The following is a 21,928-nucleotide window of genomic DNA, read 5'->3' as shown; positions in this document are numbered from 1 at the left end:
TATTTACATTTAACTATGCAGTATGTAGTGCTTTTCTATCTGCGTAACAAGCGCTTGCATGTCCGCATTATTTTGTAAAATTGATAGATGGTCTCCTACTACTTCCAGTGCAGTAAGGTTCGCCACCACACGCTGCCAGCCCATGTCTAATTTCACTGCTCGCCCCTCAAATTCTTTGGTGTCTGCCGCTTTGATGATGTTGACTTTCACATCCAACAGCGGCGTATCAATCACCACATTTGACAGCAACTGAGCCTTATATACTTGATAAAATGTTGCCAATTGCTGTGCTGACATATGTACGTCAATGTGTGAGAGCCAATCTGACAAAAGCGCAAACTTTGCCATTCCAGCCATTTGACTATAGTGCTCAATTTCATTTTGTCGCGGCGAAAGCCCGAAAAATTCACATAAGTCATGTAACACAAACTTGTCAATTTGCAGCGCATCAACAGATGCGTTGGACTGACTGGGCAGCGGAGTGTCTAAAATGGTCAACGAGGTACACGTCAATTCACTGTGCTGCGAAAGAAGACACAGCTCATAGCCAATGAATGCACCAAATGAATGTGTCACGATATGGACGTGTCCAAAATCGCCCTCCAGTGCTTGCAGATAATGTTTCGCTGTCTGATGAATATCGCCTATCACATCAGGTTTATCGGCTATTAAATCTGGTTGCAGACCATAAACAGGAATGCGTGCGTCAAGTTTATCCACCAGCTGCACAAATGAGATGAGCAAGCCACCCGCACCCGCTATCAGCACTATAGGCGTATAGCCCACTTCCCCTTGCTGTAAACACATCACGCTTGTCGGTGATGTATGCTGCTGAGACTGCTTGGCACACTGAGTATCAATAAAAGTCGCCAACGACCGTACTGTGCTATGTTGCATCACGGCAGCTAAAGGCACTGTGATTGTTAATTGAGATTGGATCTCGGCCACCAACTGCATGACCAACAAGGAGTGACCACCGAGCACAAAAAAGTCATCGTCTAGCCCGACATGGCCAACTTTAAGCAGCTTAGAAAATCGCGCTGCAATGCCAATCTCAAGGCGACTTTGCGGTTTTGCTTTAGCATGAGTTTGCAAACTCAACCCTTTTGCACGGGCAACTAATGTTTTGCGGTCTAGCTTACCGCTACTGGTATGCGGCAATGCATCGATTGAGGTAATAAGTTGCGGGACCATATAACTTGGTAACTTAGTGCTGAGTCTCTCGCGCAGCGCTGATGTATCCACCTGTAGACGTGCCGATTCAAAAAACGCCACCAACTGCTCATTGCCACTGCTATCTTGGCGCACCACGACCGCGCAATTGCCAATGCCTTCAATAGCCATCAACTGACTTTCAATATCTGCAAGTTCAATACGATAGCCCCGTACCTTCACTTGACCATCCCGGCGACCTAAAAAGACAACTTCGTTGCGTGCATTCACCTTCACCAAGTCACCGGTTTTATAAAGTCTCAAACCGGTATGAGGGTCAATGACAAATGCCTCAGCGGTTTTTTTCGTATCTCCTAAATAGCCCCTCGCAAGGCCGATACCGCTAATGTACAGCTCACCAGCAACATACTGAGGAAGCGGCCTAAGCTGTGCATCTAAAACATGTAATTGCAATCCGTTTACAGGGCGACCTATGGCAATGTCTTCGTCTTGCCAATTCGTCACCTCTTGCAAGGTAGCTGAAATAGTGGTCTCAGTTGGCCCGTAAGCGTTGATCAATCGTATCTGAGTAGCTTGATTTTTTTGCCATGATTTGAGTGCCGCAAGCTGCATTTGCTCACCCCCTATGGTGATCAATCGCAACGATGAGCCAAAAGTTTGAGGCGCAACACACAGTTGGTGCCAATATGCTGTGGGCAAACTCATTAAGCTAATATCCGCATTGTGCGTTAACTCACTGAGCCTTGCAGTATCGAGCAGCTGAGACGGCTCAGCCATCACTAAAGTCGCGCCACTAAGCAAGGCGCAAAACACCTCTTCGGCAAATACATCAAAGCTAAAACTAGCAAATTGCAGGCAGTTATCAGTGCTATTTATCTCATATTGCGCTGACAAGCTGCGCACATAATTAAGGATACTGCGCTGCTCCACCATCACCCCTTTTGGCACGCCTGTGGTGCCTGAGGTATAAATCACATAGCCCAGTTCAGACCCTAAACCTGCTGATTTTAAAGCGTCGCCTGAATAGCAATCTAGTTGCGCATTCACGTCATCAATTTGATAAGTGGGGCATGGTGCATCCTGATCTTGCCAAATCGCGCTATCCGTTAATACTAATGCGGCTTGGCACGATGCCACTATCAGCTGTTTTCTTTGCAGCGGCAGTGCCGATGTCATCGGCACATACGCCGCCCCCGCTTTTAATACCGCCAAAACGGCAATGATAAGATCAGGTCCTGGCTCAATAGCAATTCCAACAATCGGCTGCGAGTCACTGTGTCCCGCCTGCTCCACCAGCCAGTGGGCGAGTCGATTACTCTGCCCGTCCAGCTCTGCATAACTTAAACATGCACTGGGGCTGATATCCCCGTTATCAAAATAGACCAATGCGGTTTCACTGCTGTGTTCAAACGCTGTTTGCATAAATGCATCTGCGAGTGTCTCAGCCTGTGACGCAGGCTCGTCTAAAATATGTGCCTTATCGACTAATTCAAAGCGGGTAAATTCAGTCTCAATTTGCCCATTTAAGGTGTGTGACAGTGCGCATAGCTGTTGTGTCGGTTGCTCACAGACTTGTTTGAGCAACTGGGCTAACATTGCGACAAAATGCTGGCTGTGTGCTTCGCTTAGTACACTGGTTTGATAACACAGAGTCAAAGACAATTGCTTATCTCCCCCCACGACAATGGAGAGCGGATAGTGGGTCTGATCTTGATAGTCACTGCTGATGATTTCAAACGGCAGGCTCGGCCCTTGGGACAAAGGATCTGTTGGATAGTTCTCAAACACATACAACACATCAAACAAATCCTGCTGATTGTCTATCTGGCTCCACGTTTGCACATCGCTTAAGCTGCTATGCGGAAATTGACTCAGTGCAGTCACATTAGCTTTAAATCCCTGCAAATAGTCGGTGACACACATCTGCATATCAATCTGGGTATACACAGCTTGGGTGTTAATGTAAGGACCAACACGGCTGGCCATATTACTCAGTGCAGTCGGGCGCCCCGCAACCGTTTGACCAAACATCACCTCACTGCGACCCAAACAAACACTCAACCAGTAAGCGAAGACAGCTTGGATAAGTTGATTAGCAGTTAGCCCAAGTTCCGAGGCTGTTTGAGCTACCCCTTGGCACTGTGCTTCGCTCAGTACCTGATGATACTCCTGATAATGTAAAGGCTCATTGATAGTGGTTTTGAGACAGTCACTGATCAAAGTCGGTGAGTCGATATCGCTAAGATATGCTTGCCAAAACGCAGCTTCTTCAGCGCGATCACGCTGTTGTGTATACGCAATATACTCTGCAAAGTTATCTGAGTGTCCCCCCGCAACTTGACCATCGGTGCGCGCAGCATAAAAGCGCAGCAGCTCACTGAATAAAACAGGTAATGACCAGCCATCCATGATCATATGATGATAGGTCCAGATAAAGCCAACGCGCTGCTCAGACATTAACACCAGTTGCAATCGCATACAGGGCGCTTGGTTCAGCACTATACCTTGCTGATACGCTTGTTGAGCTAACTGTTCAAAACAGCCCCCTTGCTCCTCCTGCCCTTGACCATCCACCAACTCAACAGGAACTTCTGCATGCTCTAGCACCACCTGCACTGGCTGGCCGTCAAGCGTTGTAAACGCGCTGCGCAAAATACTGTGCTGCTTGATGACTTGCTGCCACGCATAGATAAACGCCTCGCAATCAAAGTCGCCAGCAAACGTAAAGCAACATTGCTCAAGGTAAGGGCGCGCTGGTTGGCTTTTTGCATCTGCTAACTGAGTTTGAAACCACATCCCTTGCTGCAATGGACTGAGCGGGTAGATGTCTGCGACAGCCTGCTCAGGGTATTGGGCGATTAGCTGAGCGAGCCCTCGATTAGAACAGGTGGGGAGTAACTTAAAATCACTTTGCGTGTAATGACGCCTTGTTTGCTGTGAGCAGTGAGTAAGTACTTCATCTATCGCGCTTTGTAATTGAGCGACAAATACCTCAGCCGTGGCGTAAGAGGCCTGCTTTGCATCAAAGTCACAGTGCATGCGCAAGCACTCAGCTTGAATCGAAGATGTAAGCTGCATCGCGTAAAAACAATGATTGTCTGGTGCTATCAAGTCCCCACAGGACTCATTCACATCACTAAGTGGACCCTCACTGTGGATCACGCTATCAAGTTGACCAAGGTAGTTAAAAAACACCAATTTGCTGGTGTCTATCGCCAATGCCTCTCTCACCTTTGAATCTGAATGCAAATAACGCAGCGTACCGTAATCACTGGCTTTGTCTTGCACCGCAGCCAGTGCCTCTTTGGCCGCGCAGATCATGTCTCCCACTGTCGTCGCATTTACAAAAAGATGCAGTGGATACATGGCGGTCATCCACCCCAGAATCTCGCTGCCATCTACTTGCCCCTGTAATGCCTCTCGACCATGCCCTTCCATCATCAACACATGAGATTGCGCATCAGTTAACTTAAACAATGTCAGATGCACTGCGGCCAACAATAAGGTTTGAATTTGCGTGCCATAAGCATTATTGGCAACTGTCAGTAAGGCTTGCGTCTGCGATGTGGTGAGTTTTAATTGCAGGCTGTGAACTTTCGCCTGCGTGGTTTTTTGTTCATGTATGTCAAAATATGTTTGCTTACTGGCGGCTTGTACTGCAGGTAACCAATCATCCATATTGGCATGATGTTCGGCATGATCTCGCAGCGCCTGCGACACTTGTTGAATACTGACTTTAGGTGGTATTAAAGAGATCGCGTCATCCGTAACACTCATTTGCAGGGCATGAAATAAGTCTTCCAATACAAGGCGCCAAGATACCCCATCGATGATCAGGTGGTGAGCAATGATACACAAGCGGTTTTTATCATTTTGCTTGCCCGTATTAGCCATGATAAAACGCACTAAAGGCGAGCCATTAAATTGCAAACTCCGCTGCCCTTGCTGACAGGTATTTTGCCACGCATCCTGCCAGCCATCTGACGCGCTCAGGTCACACGTATGGACAATGGCAGATGCATAAAGCCCATCAACAAAATGCAGTGTGTTGTTTTCAGCTACCGTCAACCTTAAACTATCATGTCGTGCGATAAGTGCTGTAACGGCTGCTTCTAATTGCCCTGCTGAGACATTCTTATCTAGCCCCAACATCACCGCTTGGTTCCAGTGCGTGGGCAATGCAAATTGCTGCTCAAAAAACCAGTGCTGTGTGGGTAATAGACTGGCTTTTCCACGACTTGGCATATAAGTCACTTGATTGCTCGAAGCGCTATCTGTGTTGAGAGAGGCCTGCGCGATATGTGTACTTAACTGCGCGACGCTTGAATAAGTCAACACATCAGAGACGGCTAAATCAAAGCCCAATGCCCGCGCCCGAGTAGCAATTTGTATACTTAAAATTGAATCCCCGCCCATGGCAAAAAAGTCATCATCAGGCTGTAAATCAGGCCGTTTCAATAACGTACGATAAACCTGTAATAACGCACGACTCGACTCTGTCAGCCCTTCTTCGGTATCTGCAGAACTGACCCTCGGCACGCTAACCTTGTGCTTTACTTGCATGTGCAGCGCTGGCTTATCCACCTTGCCATGGGGCGTCAGCGGCATCTCAGTCAGCAATACATACTTACTGGGTAGCATATGCGCTGGCAGAGCATCACAAAGTTGTACTTCTAACTGCTTAGAAAGTGTTTGCTCATCCAAAGCAGCAGTTTGGCAAATAAAGGCCACTAAACAGGCGCCCGCCTCACCTGAATCACACAGCAATACAATTGCTTGCTCTACTTCAGGTAGGACACGCAGTTGACTCTCAATTTCATCCAGCTCAATGCGATAACCGCGCAGTTTGATTTGGTCATCATTACGACCAATGTAAGCTAAACGCCCATTTGCAAGCTGTCTGACCAAATCCCCTGTGCGATATACCCGCATTGCTTCGCCTGTGGGCGCACGCCAATTGATAAAGCGCTCAGTGGTAAGCGCTGTGCGCCCCAAGTATCCATTTGCCAAACTGGCGCCTGCAATGCAAAGCTCGCCGATCGCACCGATGGGTTGCAATTGTTGCTGCGCGTTTAAAATGAGTAGCTGAGTATTATCAATAGGCAGGCCAATATCTGGCGTTGTTACACTCGAGTCAACGAGACCTGAGCTGGCAACCACGGCGCTTTCCGTCGGCCCATAATTATTAATGAGTGCAAATGTATGTTCTGAAGTATCCACTGGCGCAAGCTTATCACCACCGACCAACAAGTAACGCAATGACTGCGGGTTAAACTCGCTGTCAGCTAAAACCGCCTGCGCAACCGGTGTGGCTAAAAAGCTATGGGTCACTTGGTGCGTGTGCATTGCTTGCGTCAAAAGCCGTGCATCACTAAAGATGGTTTTTGGTAAAAATACCAATTGCGCACCCGCCACCAAATAAGGCCACACTTCCCATGCCGCGGCATCAAATGCCACACTGGCAGTCTGTGTCGCTACAGAGTGGCTATCTACAGCAAAGGCGCGCTGATGCCACTGGCACAAGTTCATTAACCCTTGATGGGTATTCATCACCCCTTTTGGTTGACCTGTGGTGCCGGAGGTGTAGATCACATAAGCGAGCTGCGCGGAATTTGCAGGCAGCGACGGCAACGCCCTCCTTTGAGCAGACGTCACATCAAGGGCTTCAACATCAATCAGTTGAGTCGAGCTCGCTTCCTCATAATCAAACAAATCAAAACCCAAAGAGTTTGTCAGTACAAACTTACAACCACTATCTTTGGCAATAAAGTGGATCCGAGACTGTGGATAGCTGGGGTCAACTGGCACATAACATGCGCCAACTCGCATCACCGCAAGCAGTGCAGTGATCCACCGACTCCCAGCTGGTAGGCAGACCATAACTCGGTCGTCATTTTGTAGCCCTTGTTCAGTTAAATACACAGCAAGCTGTTCGGCAGCTGATAGCAGCTCGCCATAAGTCATGCATGTGCCATCTATGTCTACAAGTGCCGTTCGATTGGCAGACTCGGTATTCTGATGAGCCCAAATAGGCTGCAGTACGCTCGGCGAGTACAGCGCGTGTTGCTCACCACATAATATCTGTTTTTGCCATGTTGCAGTTTTTACTAATGGCAGTTCAGTTACCCGCTGATCTAGGTTTGTCACCGCAGCTTTCACCATGGCCTCAAACGCGTCAGCCAATCCCGCGATTGCATGATGAGAAAATAGGGTTTTGTCATAAACCCAATTGAGCCGTATGCCATCAGACTGCTCACTACAAGTTAGGTCGAGCTCAAACTTTGCCTGACTATTAGGCTCATCCAATGCAGTGACTTGTATGTCGCCTAATGTCAACTCAGTGTGCTCTTTTGGGTCAAACGCAAAGCTGATTTGAAATAAGCTGTGATGGCTCAGGTCTGTTCGCGGCTCACAGAGCGCTGATATTTGCTCAAAAGGCATCGCTTGATGCTCATGTACAGCTAAGATCTGCGCTTTTTGCGCAGCCAATAACGATTCGAGCGTCATCTCTGGTGTAAACTGCACGCGGATGGGGAGTACATTAACAAAAAAGCCAACAATGTCTTTGAGCTGAGCATGGTGACGCCCAGAAAATGGTGAACCTACCACCACATCAGATACTTGACTGCAACGGGCAATACACACAGAAAATAACGTGTGTAGCCACATAAAATGGCTCATCCCTAAACGCTGACATTGCAAAGTAATGTGTTCAGACAAAGCGCTGTCAAAATGGCTTATGTATGTTGCACCGAGTTGCTGAGATTTGTTGCTCCGCATCCCATCCAAAGCCAGCTCATGGACCTGAGGTGCCCCTGCCAAATAGCCTTGCCAAAATGCCTGATGTGTCGCGCCTTGCAACTGTGCTTGCTGCCATATTGCATAATCAAGATAGGTCAATTGTTCCGCAGCCTCACAGCCCACGTCAGCTTTAGTGCCATCGCACGCATGCTGATATGCCGCAACCAGGTCATCAACGATAAGCCGTAAAGAGTGCGCATCACAGGCAATATGATGCACAGTGATACGTAGCTTAAACGCTCTTTGTGATAACTTCAGCAAGTGCACTCTGAGCATTAAGTCTCGCTCAAGGTCGAATGCCTGCTGGTCATCATCGCGCTGTAGTTTGCGCCAAGCAAGGTCATTCTGCTGAGCAGACTTATCAGAGACATCCACCACCCGTAAAGGCACAGTGAAATGGGGGAGAACGCGCTGCTGCGGTGCGCCAGATTGTTCTGTATATATCACAGTTCTTAAAATAGCGTGGCGCTCAATTACCTGCTGCCATGCGGCTTCAAAAGCACTTACATTCAATTCCCCTTTAAGTAAAAATGACATGGGAACGTGATAAACAGCGACAGCTTGCTCAGCGCTTTGAATGTTATCTAACGCCCACAACCGCTGCTGAGCAAACGAAACAGGGCCCTGTGTTTGCTGTGTACACTGTAATGCTGGAACTACCGACGCCTCACTTACTGAGGCTTTATCAGCCAGCCGCTGCGCCAGCGCTTTAACACTGGAATATTGGAATAGCTCAAAAAGCACAGCATCTAAGCCAAAGTGTGCTTTTAAGTAATAACACAGCTCTACTGCAAGCAATGAATGCCCGCCCAGAGTAAAAAAGTCATCCTGCAAGCCAACTTCATGGGGGCATTGCAATACAGACTTGAACGCATCCGCGACTTGTATTTCAACAGAGGTGGTGGGCGCTTCAAAAGGTGCTTTATCGTTATCTATTTCAATTAAAGATAACAACGCTTTTTTATCTACCTTGCCATTCACTGTCAGTGGCATCTTAGACACAGAGCGTGCAAAACTTGGCAGCATAAAGTCAGGTAAAGTGGCTTTTAAAAAGGTGTTTAGCTGGGCACTTAAATCAGTAAATGCCGCATCATCACCTTCGGTAATAAATGCCGCGATGTAAGCGCCTTTAACTGGATGCTGGTTGAGTATCACTACCGCTTCATCAACCCAAGGGTGCATCCTGAGCTGATTTTCTATTTCACCCAACTCAATACGGTATCCACGCACTTTAACTTGGTCGTCAATACGACCGATGTAAGTCATTTCTCCACCCGGCAGCAGTCGCACTAAATCTCCTGAACGATATAGTCGTTCACTGTGCGTTTTTGCTAGATGTAGTTCAACAAAACGCTGCTGATTTAGCTCAGGGCGTTGCCAATAGCCCCGTGCGACACCTTCACCGCCAACATATAACTCGCCAATGGTACCTTGCGGCAGTAGGCGCTGATGGCTGTCTAACACATAACTAGATGTGGTGTGGATGGGTTTACCTATGTTGCTTTGACCAAGGGCGAGGTCGTCATCGCTGAGGCGCTTAAAGGTGACATGCACCGTGGTTTCTGTGATCCCATACATGTTGATTAACTGACATGCCGGTACCAGCTTGCGCCAAGGTTTTATTTTGCTCGGTTGCAGCGCTTCGCCACCAAAAATAACATATCGAATGGCTGGGTGCTGATGGGTTTCTTCCACCAGCCGCTGCATACAGCTTTGCAGCACATAAAACGCACTGGGCGTTTGGTTTAATACTGTCACGCCTTCGCGAAGTAATAGCTTAGCAAACGACTCGGTATCTTTTGCCGTGTGACTATCAACCACCACGAGCTTACCGCCAAACAAGAGTGCGCCGTACATTTCCCAGACCGAAAAATCAAAGCAAAATGAGTGAAATAGACTCCATACATCTTGCTCATTAAAATCAAATAGGCTCGGCTCAGTGAACAGCAAACGCACGACATGGCGATGCTCTATTTGCACCCCTTTGGGCTTGCCTGTGGTACCTGAGGTATAGATCACATAGGCAAGGTGATCCGGCTGTATCTTTGGCGCAACAAATTGACGACCACTGTGCGCGTCAATCGCTCTATCTGCGACAATGCACCGCACTGCAAGCTGAGAAAACAAGGCTGCACTTTGCTCATCACACACCAACAAATCACTGTTGATATCCGCTAAAATGTATTCAATTCGCTCTTGTGGGTAACTTGGGTCAATAGGGACATAAGCACCACCCACTTTTAGAATCGCCAGCAATGCAACCACCATGTCGGTGCTGCGCGTCATGCTCACAGGTACCAACTGCTGAGGTTTGACGCCTTCAGCAATTAACGCGCAAGCAAGGGCATCAATGCGCACTCCAAGCTCGGTGTATGTAAGCGAAGATGTGCCATCGGTCACCGCAGTGCGCGAGCCAACATTGATGACCTGCTGTTCTAATAACGAAACGATGCTGTGTTGCTCTGGCCAACTCGCTTGGCACTGCGGCTGAGATAGCAGTTGATTGGCATGTGACTCATCCAATAAGGGCACATCCCCCACTGCCATAGTCGGGTGATTGACTATGCCCTCGATCATCACGGCAAAGCTGCTTGCCCAATTTTGAATCGTTTCCCTGTGGTAAAGATCACTGTCATACTTCCAGTGAACCACCAAAGCCTCACCATCAAACTGAGCATGTAGTTCTAGATCACACTTAACCGCAACGCTCTGTGCATCTAATACTTTACACTCTTCCACCTCAAGCCCATTTAACGTCAGAGTTTGCTCATCCGGTTGGGTTAATGAAAATAAGATTTGTACTACAGGATGATGGCTTAAATCTCGCGTCTGGCCTAAGTGTTCAACCAATTTATCAAAAGGCAATGCTCGATATTCCAGCGCAGCTAAATTACGCGCTTTTTGCGCTGCAAACCATTGCTCACAAGAAAGCAGTTCATCGACTTCGGCATGCATCACTAAAGTGTTTACGAACAAACCAATCAAGTGTTCTAGCTGCGGGTTATCACGCCCAAGTACTGGTGTGCCAATTACTGCCCGAGATTGCTGGTTCAAACGTGCAATAAACAGCATGACACTGCTACTTAGCCACATAAAAAGTGAGCTCTGCTGCGCAGAAGATAAAGAAACTATGCGCTTAGTGAGATCACGAGACAGGGATTGCACATAGCGCGCGCCCTGTTCTGTTTGCACGGCCATTCTTGGCCTATCACTCGGCAATGATTGCAGCGGATCCAGGCCCGCTAATTGCGATTTAAAATACGCCAGATGGGCCGCAAAGTGCTCGTCACACAGTTGTGCTCGCTGCCACGCAGCATAGTCAACGTACTGTAGCGCTAAAGTCGGTAATTGTACCTGTGATTTGCAACCCGTTGCGGCGTTATAAATGATCGCCACTTCGTCCACTAAATTCGTCATAGATGCACCATCTGAGACGATATGGTGCATATTAAAAAGTAACCGGTGCTGATGCGTATCAGACAGCACTAAAACACGGATTAAACAGCCGCTTTCAAGGTTAAATTCTTGTGTGCAAAAATGCTTAATATGGCTGTCGATTTGCTCGGCTTTCTCATCATTTGATAACTGACTGACATCAAGCCACTGAAACGGTGTTTCAAAGTTTCGCATGATACGCGCATAGGGCTTACCGTTTGACTCATCCCCAGCAAGAAACTGGCAGCGCAAACTTTCATGACGCTCAATCACTTGTCCAATGGCATATTTCAAGGCATCAACATCAAGCTCTCCAGTTAAACGAAACGAGGCTGGCATGTAATACTGCTGGCCACCATGCAGCTGCTCAATAAACCATAAACTCTCTTGTGCAAAACTCAGCGGGAGCTGTTCGTTACGCGCTATCGGACGAATAGCCCCATCGTGCGCTGCCACTGTGTGGGTTCGCTGTTGTTGAAAATAGCTTACTAAGTCTGCTTTATTGGCGATGACCTTGCTTTTAAGTGCTTCAGGAAAAGCATCTTTTTGACGAAATGCCAAGCGGCCGTCTTTTTCGTATAACGTGACGCCTGCATCTAGCGCCTCAGCAATCAGCGATTCAAGTTCTAGTGTCTGACTCGTTATCACAGGAACATCTCCTCTGATGAATCACTATCACTAAGCTGCGCTTGTTCATAAGCAGTGTGGATCCGGATCCACTTCACCAATGCAGTTATAGTGGGTCGCTCAAACAATACCCGCATCGGCACAGCTATATTCAACTGCTCTTGAATTAATCCAGCACATTGAATTGCCAGTAAAGAGTGCCCGCCCAGAGTAAAGAAGTTATCTGTGATCCCAAACTCATCTACAGCCAGCACAGTAGCAAAAATTTGATGCAGCGCTTTTTCGAGCTCAGAGCTTGGCACAACCACCTCAGTCTTGCTTTGACACTGATGTGCCCAGCTTTTCAAGGAATGAGTATCTAGCTTGCCATTATTGGTCAAAGGCAAATGCGTCACTTGAATAAAGCGATGCGGCAACATATAAGTTGGTAACTGTAATGCAAGCTGCTCACAATATTGGATGCCACGTATCTCATCGACTAACTGGGGCAATGGCACTGTTTGGCCGTCATTTTCGAGCACAACAAATGCCTCAATATTGTCTCCCTTATCGTTCAACATCACCTGAGCTTCTTTAATCTCTGCTTGCTGCACTAAATAGTGTGCAATTTCATCCAATTCGATACGATAACCACGCAATTTCACTTGCTGGTCAATACGCCCGGCAAACCTTAATTGCATGGCATTTGACGCTTCATCGAATTGCCACTTTGCTTTATCACCGGTGCGATAAAAACGTACCGCTTGCGCTGTTGACTGTAATGACAGGGTGATAAATTTCTCACCGGTCAGTTCCGACTTGCCTAAATAGCCACCGCTGATGGCGTCGCCAGACACATACAGCTCTCCCAATACGCCATTTGGCACAAATTGCTGGAGCTCATCTAGCACCACACAATGACTGTATGGCATCGCTTGACCAATTGGCACATCATACTGACCACTTGCAATAAGCTGCTCAATCGTTTGACTGTCACAGCGGTAAATACTGGTGCCGACTGTCGCCTCAGTTGGTCCATATTCATTGACCCACTGAGTATTCGGTAAAAACACATCCAGTGCTTTTAGCAACTGACATGACAACGCTTCTCCGCCGATAACCACACAATGCCGCCCGCTAAATTGGCGGGTCAAAGACAACTGGTTAGCCACTTCCAATGCGCCTTTAAGGTGTGCTGGGGTTACTTTTAACATGTAGGATTCATGACTAAACAAGCGCTTAGCTAGTTCAGCTAACAAGGTGTCATTGTCATCGATGAGTTCGATACCTAACCCTGCCAGCAAGCCGCCCCACAAGGTGGTGACTGTGGCATCGAACGCAACGGGGGTGCTTACTATCGCGCATGAAAGGGTGCTGTTGGTATACTCTCTAATGGCAAATGACACATAATGGTGTAAGTTCTGGTGGCTGATTTGCACGCCCTTGGGCTGACCCGTCGTCCCCGAGGTGTAGATAACATAGGCCAAGGCATCAACATGGGGTTTAGGCAGTGCACCTTGATCGCACGATGCTGGCCAATTGGCTGAGTCGTTGATTGAAAACAAAGTCAGCGGCGACTGCGCAATCGAGTCTGATAAATTTGCCAGTCCGCGTATCAAATCATCACTGCTGATCACACCCGCAGCCCCACTGTCTTGCAAAATATATTGAATGCGTGCGGCGGGCAATTTAGGGTCAATTGGTACATAGGCACACCCAGCACGTAATACCGCAAGTAATGCAACCACCATATCCGCACTCGGCGATAAGCACACCGCCAACTTATCATCAGCATTTACCCCATTTGCCAATAAGTGACTTGCCAGAGATCCTGCTCGTTGCCACAGCGCTTCATAACTCAACGAGCGCCCCTCGGCATCAGTGACTGCCACTTTATCCTTGTGCATGTACACCACGTTTTCAAAACGCTCATGTAAACACACAGGCGTATCATGCTCACAGATATGGCCTGCAGCTTTAGTTAGTATTCGTTGCTGCTCAGGGGATAGCATTGCCAAGCGACTAATCGGCCAATCCGGACCGTTTAAAGCGGCATCAATCAAAACATTGAACGCTTCTGCCATGGCCGCTATGGTGCTTTGTTTAAACAACGCGCTGCTAAAGCGCCACTCTAATTCAATTTCCGCCCCCTGCTCTATGGCATTGACCTCTAAATCAAACTTAAGGTTAAGTGACTCTAAGGGCGTCTCTTCAATGTGCAAATCAGGTAAGGCAATATCAACAACTTCATTGTTTTGGAGCGCAAATAAAATCTGAAATAGTGGCTGGTGGCTTAAGCTGCGTTCAGGACTCAAGGCTTCAACCACCTGCTCAAATGGCAGCGATTGATGTTTAAACGCATCTAAAATCACGGCTTTTTGCTGAGCAAGATACTGATTAAACGTGAGGTGCTTCTCAGCCTGAGCTCGGATCACCACAGTATTTACAAAAAAGCCAATTAACTCATTAAGTTGTTTTTGAGTTCGCCCCGCAACTGGCGAGCCAATCGCGACATCATCAACACCACTCATGCGCATCATCAACAGCGAAAACGCACTGTGTAACCACATAAATAAGGTCACAGACTCAGTCTGACACTGGTTTTTGATGGCAGCGGTGGTCGCCTCATTGAGTTTCACTTTGAATTGCTTCGCTGCCAACGCTTGCACTTTGGGCCGTGCAAAATCCAATGGTAATTGATGAATTGGCGGGCTGCCAGCAAGTTGCTGGCGCCAGTAATCAATTGCAACTTGCTGCTTGTCTGGTGTGAAATGTGCCCTTTGCCAATGTGCAAAGTCCGCATATTGCACCGCCAATGGCTGACTCAGCACATCCGGGAGTTGGTAATCTGCTTCACCTTTATGATGGCGATAAAATGCGATAAATTCTTTGACTAAAATGGCCATTGACCAACCATCACTGGCAATGTGATGCATATTGAAATGCACCCAATAGCACTGCGTTTCACGTTTTATCACAGTAACGCGCAGCATCACATCTTGACTCAAATCGAAGGCTTTTTGACAAAACTGCGCCTTCAGCTGAGCTTCTCTATGACACTTGTCGCTTTCATCTAACATCGAAATATCTTCATAGATCAGCGGCACTTCTACCTGATCTTTGATCAGCTGTTCAGGTGACTCATTACTTGCCCCAGGCAATATGATGCTTCGCAGCACTTCGTGTCGTGTAATAATGCTTTCGAGTGCAGCATTAAATGCAAAAAGGTCAAGCTCTCCCGTAAAGACAAAACTGGCAGGCATATGATATTGGCTGCTGCCATTTTGTAACTGGTCTATGAGCCACAAACGCTGCTGGGAGAACGACAGCGGTAACGAGTGAGTGCGCGCAACCACTGGGATTTCATCGCCTGTCGCTAACCGCTCAAAGCTCGGTAGTGCATCAGCCAAGGCCTGCACACTCGGGGTTTTAAATAATTGTGGTAGAGTAATATCAACTTGCATTTGTTGACGAATTTGGCTGATAAGCTTGATCGCCAATAAAGAGTGGCCACCTAGCTCAAAAAAGCTGTCCTCTAGGCCAATACTCGCTGTTGGCAATATCGCCTGATACAACCCCATCAGCGTTTTTTGCTGTTCGGTCAATTGAGTATGCTGAGCGACCACATTGCTTTGCGCAGTATCTTGCTTTGTTGTTTCATAATCTGCGATTAAGGCCGCTTTATCCACTTTGCCGTTGGCAGTTAAAGGCATTACAGCCACAGTATGAAATGCCGCGGGGATCATATAGCTTGGCAACACCTCAGATAGTTGCTGGCGCAATTGACGCGCAGACAATTTAGACTCAGTTTGCCATAGCACATGTGCTATCAGAGTTTGCGCATTGTCATCTACTGTCAGCGCGCAATCAACAATGCCCTGTATCGCCAAAATAAATTGCGATATAGCGTCTAAATCAATACGGTAACCACGCAGTTTAACTTGCTCATCTGTACGCCCCAAGTAACGAAGGTATTTAGGTGCACCGTGCGCGTCGAGTTGCCATTTCACCACATCACCAGAGCGATAAACAGACTGCATATGGTTTGCTGTGATGGTTCGCAATGTGAACTTTTTCGCTGTTAACTCTGCTTGATTAACATACCCTTGGCTCACCATACTACCCGCAATCAAAAGCTCACCGGCCATATTTCGTGCTACTGGTTGGTCAAATTCATCGACAACGAGCAAGGTGGCTCCCTCAATCGCAGAGCCAATGGGTATATCTGGCGCAGCTGCCAGTTCCGCCTGTGACATGGTTGTCGGAATATCAAACACACTGACACCCACAGTACTTTCAGTCGGGCCATACTCATTCACGATGTGACAGTTAGGCAACTTCTCTCTGAATTTAACCACCAGATCAGACTGAAGCGCTTCTCCACCAACAATTAATCGGTGCATGGTTTCACAAATTGGCTTGTCGTCCGTCAGAGATAAAACCGCACGTAAATGGGCGGGGGTTAATTTAAATAATGCGGCTTGTTTTGCCCACAGCTTATCAATTAATTCAGGGATGAGCGCCACACCCTGCGGCAAAATAGTCAGTGAGCCCCCGCTCATTAATGTCGGCACAATCGCCGTTACTGTGGCATCAAATGCCGCAGGCGTGCTCATCACACTGTGCTGTAGCTCTAGCATCATATAACTGCTCATGGCATGGTGAAGATAGCCTTGCAAATTACTGTGATTAATGGGCACCCCTTTAGGTTGCCCCGTTGAACCTGAGGTATAAATGATATAACAATCTCTTGCTGCCAGTGGTAACTCACAAGCAGGCAAGTCATTAATGTCTGCTGCTGTATCAGGGTATGAAGACAGCATTGACTCTTCGCTCAATGCATCATCTAGCAGTAAAAAGTCACTGCCAGCTTCTATCAGTTTGTCCGCGCTCTCACTGAATGCCAGTGTCAACATCACGTCCGCATCTGAGATGACATGCTCGAGTGTTTTTACTGGTGTGTCATGGTGCAAAGGCACATAAACATGCTCTGCTTTTAGCACCCCTAACATGGCAATCACGGTCAGCGGCCCTTCTGGCAACAATAGCGCAATACGCGTTTGTGGTTCGAAAGCCATCTCCAGCAAGCAATGCGCCAGCTGATTCGTAATGCGATCAACCTCTTCATAGCACCAGCTTTGCGCTGCAAAACTCAACGCCGTTCGCTGGGGGTGCTTGTGTGCAACTTGGCTAAATTGCATCGCCCATGAAGTCACCTCCGAATTAACCACTTCGATTGACTGACTTGCACGAATAAAAGCCTGCGAAACAGCGGGACGCCACAGGGTTAACTGAGACAAGGCTATATCTGGGTTATCGAGGCATTGCTCCAATACCCACAGATATTGCGCATGAAAGTCTGCCATACTCTGCGGATCCCAAAGTGCAGTATCAAAGAGCCATTCAATGCAACATGTCTTGGCATCATCGATGACACATACTTCCAGATCAAGCTTGGCACTGCGTGCAGTTTGCGGTATCAGTTGCACCTCTAAATCTTGAAGCTGTAGAGTTTCGTTGACTTCGGTATTCACCCTAAATACGATCTGTGCCAACGGGTGTATCGCCAAGTTACGTGGCACGTCAAGTGCCTCTACCAACACATCAAATGGCACCACTTGATGGGCTTGTGCTGCCAAAAACTGCGCCTGACTGTCCTGTAAAGCCTCGTTAAACTGTGTACCTGTGGTAAATTTATCTCTCAAGACCAAGGTATTAATAAAGTTACCAATGACGGGCTCAAAAGCCTGCATTTCGCGCCCTGATACCGGCGTGGCAATCACGATATCTCGTTGCTGCTGTGCACGGCTCATCCACATACTAAACGCCGTTTTTAGCACTTGAAAGCGCGTGCATCCATGATGCTGGCAAAATACATGCATCGCACCTCTAAGCGAGTTCGGCAGCTCAAAGCAAGCAAGCTCCCCGCCTTTAACCGCTTCATTGGATCTAGCTCTGTCTGTGGGCAACATATGTACTTGCGGTATCTCTGCCAGCGCTTCACGCCAGTAGTCTAGGCTTACTTGCCAATTTTCAGTGTCAGATACTCTGCGCTGCCAATCGATGAAGTCTAAATAGGTAAACTGCGGTGCTTCAATGGCATAATTTTGCTGCTCACTCGCTTGATACGCACGACTTAATGCATCGGCTAAGACTGCAATTGACCACCCATCTGAAATAATGTGATGCATGGTGATAAGCAGCATATGACTGGTTTGAGTGCATTTTACAAGTGTGGCTCGGAGCATCAGATCTGTGCTTAAATCAAAACCACGCTTGGTATCCGCCGTCACAATATCATCAATAAGACGCTGTTGATGACTGCCTTCATACGCTGATAAATCATCGTAATTCAGGGCAAAAACCTTGTCCGCATTGTCTTTTTGATAAGCCGTACCCTGCGTATCTTGATGGAAGGTAAAACGCAGCATGGGGTGAGCTTGGACCACAGAACAAAATGCTCGATCTAAGCGCTCACAATCCAACTTACCCGTTATGTAATACGCACCTTGCAAATGATATTGCTCACTGTGCCCTTGCATCTGGTCTATAAACCAAATTCGCTGCTGAGCAAAAGACAGCGGGTAGCTATCCTGCTTTGCAATTGACCTCACAGGAAGCTGTTCAATCTGCGCATCCTGAGACTCTATACACAATGCCAATTCCGCTATGCAGGGGTTCGCAAAAATATGCTTTAAATTCAGAGATACGCCACATTGCACCTTAACCTCATTGAGTAGACGCATGGCCAATAATGAGTGTCCGCCAATAGCAAAAAAGCTATGATCAATGCCAATCCCTGAACAGCCTGTTAAAGTCGCAAACATATCCAAGAGCTGATGATGAAGTGCCGTTTGCGGTGCACGCGTTGCATCTGATATTTCTATGCTCAGCGATTCAAGTGCCCTGCGGTCTATTTTTCCATTATTCAGCTTGGGCAGTGAGGCTTGTTTGATCAAATATGCGGGGATCATGTGCGCAGGTAATTGCTGCTTTAACTGCTGTCGAATTACAGATTCACACTGCGTCCGTTCAGTGCGTTTTCCATCTGGTACAAAGTAGCCCACCAGCATGTTTTGCTGTGCAACTTGGCGGCAGATCACCGCGACTTCTTGCACTTGCTCCAGCGCTTGTAGCTTGCTTTCAACTTCAGCAATATCAACTCTAAAGCCATTGATTTTAAGTTGCTTATCCAGTCTGCCTAAAAACTCGACTTGACCGTCAAAATTACACTTAACTTGGTCGCCTGTACGATAATAACGGGCTGAATCGCCATCACCGACTTTAAGTGATACAAAGGCTTCGTCAGTCACTTTTGCGGCATTAATATAGCCATTTGCAAGACTCTCACCGCCAATGTAAAGCTCTCCGGGTACCCCCGCACACACGGGTTGTTGCTGCGCATCTAATATCGCGAATCTAATATGATTAAATGGCGCACCGATGGGGATGGACTCCAAATCATGCTCAGTTGGGATCTCAAAGGTGCACACTCCGATACACGCCTCAGTTGGCCCATAGTGATTAAACAGTCGTGCATCAGCGTTTAAGTTTCGAAGCTGCTGCACTAAGGTCAAACTAAGCGCCTCACCACCGAGTATCCACTGCTCGACATGTAAAGTGGATTGCTGCAACCAAGGCAATAACACCTGTGCAAAAGAAGGAGTGAGCTTTATCAGATTTACGTCGTGCTGATGACATGTTTTCACCAGCAATTCAGGTTCCGTGCTATCGCATAGCAGTACAGAGCCAGCCCCCATTAGCACTGGAAATATCCCTGTAAGCCCTAAATCAGTCGCAAGCCCAGTGACGATCGCCGAACGTGTCTCTTGAGTGAATGTCACACGCTCAGATACGCCCGCGACATACCTTGCCAGCGCATGGTGCGATATCACCGCACCTTTTGGTTTACCTGTACTGCCAGAGGTAAACATCACATAAGCAATGTCTTCACCTAATGGCATATTGGGCAAGCTTTGCTGTACACTTTGCGCATATAGACGGCTTATATCGAGCACATCTATACCATCCTCTTGCAGCTTTTCTATCTGCGCCAAGTGCTCACTCGCACATAACACACGCTGACTGCCCGCTTGTGACATGATTTCCAAGATACGCTCTGCTGGCGTCGCTGCATCGATAGGCAAATACGCGATACCCGCACGCATCGCCCCAAGCATCCAAATTAAGCTTTGAATATCACGCTGAACTAATAACGTGATCGGTGATGATGGAGGCTGATGCAGTGCATATAGGCGCAGAGCCACGCCTTCTAATTGCGTGATTAACGCATCATAGCTCATCACCGAAGGGGCTTGCCCACTCTCTGCGTTTTCCTGGATCAACGCTGTACGCTCTGGATGGCGCTGAGCGCTGTGATAAAGTCCCTCAATGACACTCACTGGTGCAGCACTCGGCTGTGCAGCTCCCAATATTGGTAGCGACGAAGGCAGTGAAATTTGACCGATAACTTGCTCTGTAGAGCGACAGGCCATATCAATCAAAGCTACATAATCGTCAGCCAATTGCTTTACAAATCGGGCATCAAACAGCTGCTTTGCATAATCTAGGTTCAGCTGTACGCCATCATGATCATCTGTGATACTCAAGGTCAGATCGTACTTGGCAGTGTGATTGTCCAAATCAAAAAGTTCAGCACTGAGCTCATCATTACGCACGACTCTCTGTGCAATGCCATTGTAGTTAAACAATATTTGGAACAGCGCCGAATGCGCGGTGGATTTGGCCAAATCCAATGCATCTATGATCTCTTCCACCGCAACACTTTGGTGTTCAAGACCGGCTTTTACTAATTGGTGAGTTTGGGTCAAAATTTGCTGTAACGACTGCTGAGCATGCAATCGTGCTCGCATCGGCAGCGTATTAATAAAGCAGCCGACCACCTGCTCGAATTCAGCTTGAGTGCGATTTAAAACCGGCACACCTACAGTAATATCTTCAGCTTGCCCATAGCGATGTAAAAGGACATAAAATACCCCTAAAAAGCCTGCAAATGGGGTAACACCTAACTGTTGGCACAATGCAGAAAAGCGCTGTGCCTGAGGCTGTGAAATAGACGCCTCTAAGTTGGCCCCTTGATATTGCTTGTGTGCTTCACGTGGCACACTGGTCGGCAACTCAAAAACTGATAGATCTACCAGTTGTTGCTGCCAGTAACTCAACTGCTGTTGATACGCGCTGCTTTGCTGGTATTTGTTTTCCCAGTGCACAAAGTCCAAATATTGAAGCGTTTTTTGCGCTTCAGCTTGTCCCGCTAATTCATCAATCAGTGACTGCGTAAACAGTCGAATTGACCAACCATCGGCGACAATATGGTGCATACACACATATAGCCATTGACCTTGCTCCTGCGCCACTAACAAGCGCGCTCTTACTAATAGCTCTGACTCTAAATCAAATTGATAAGATAACTCATCCTGTACCTTCTTCGCGGCTACTTCACAGTCTATGCTGCATGCCACAGATTGCACTTGTAAGGTCAGTTTTGCATCACGATTAACACTCTGGACAACCTCACCATCTTGCTGCTTGAATTGACTACGCAGTACATCATAACGCTGTAACACGGCATTTAATGCGCTTTCTATTTGTGCCGCGCTATATGCTTTAGATAGGCGTAACAATCCTGCCATGTTGTACGCATTGAGCTGTGTTTCGTACTGCTCGATAAACCAAATACGCTGCTGCGCGCGCGACAGCTTACCCACCTTTTGATGATGTCGCTGCATATATGCAATAAGTGCTTGCTTATGCTCCCTTATCAGCGCTAACTTTTGCGGCGGTATCTCGCTTTGCCGACTTCTGAGCTTTAAACGTCCATCTTGCACATATACAAAGATCCCTTGGCCATCTAACTCGGCCAATAAAGTTTCAATCGCTGAATTTTCCATTC

Annotated in this window: 2 protein-coding genes; both read right to left on the bottom strand. The window is 47.5% G+C overall.

The features are described from left to right. Positions 1-9 precede the first annotated feature (9 nt). Positions 10-12,057 (bottom strand): non-ribosomal peptide synthetase, encoded by a 12,048-nt coding sequence (locus N477_RS00765; RefSeq protein ID WP_081216410.1) that lies wholly within the window; start codon positions 12,055-12,057, stop codon positions 10-12. Continuing rightward, positions 12,054-21,926, bottom strand: a complete 9,873-nt coding sequence (locus tag N477_RS00760) for a non-ribosomal peptide synthetase (RefSeq protein WP_063361292.1) — start codon at positions 21,924-21,926, stop codon at positions 12,054-12,056. Before N477_RS00760 ends, N477_RS00765 begins: the two co-directional genes overlap by 4 nt. Positions 21,927-21,928 lie beyond the last annotated feature (2 nt).

It is taken from the genome of Pseudoalteromonas luteoviolacea H33-S, assembly GCF_001625695.1.
GTDB classification, from domain to species: Bacteria; Pseudomonadota; Gammaproteobacteria; order Enterobacterales; family Alteromonadaceae; genus Pseudoalteromonas; species Pseudoalteromonas luteoviolacea_B.
The sequence above is the reverse complement of the archived record's forward strand: the minus strand, read 5'-3'. Positions and strand labels throughout refer to the sequence as shown.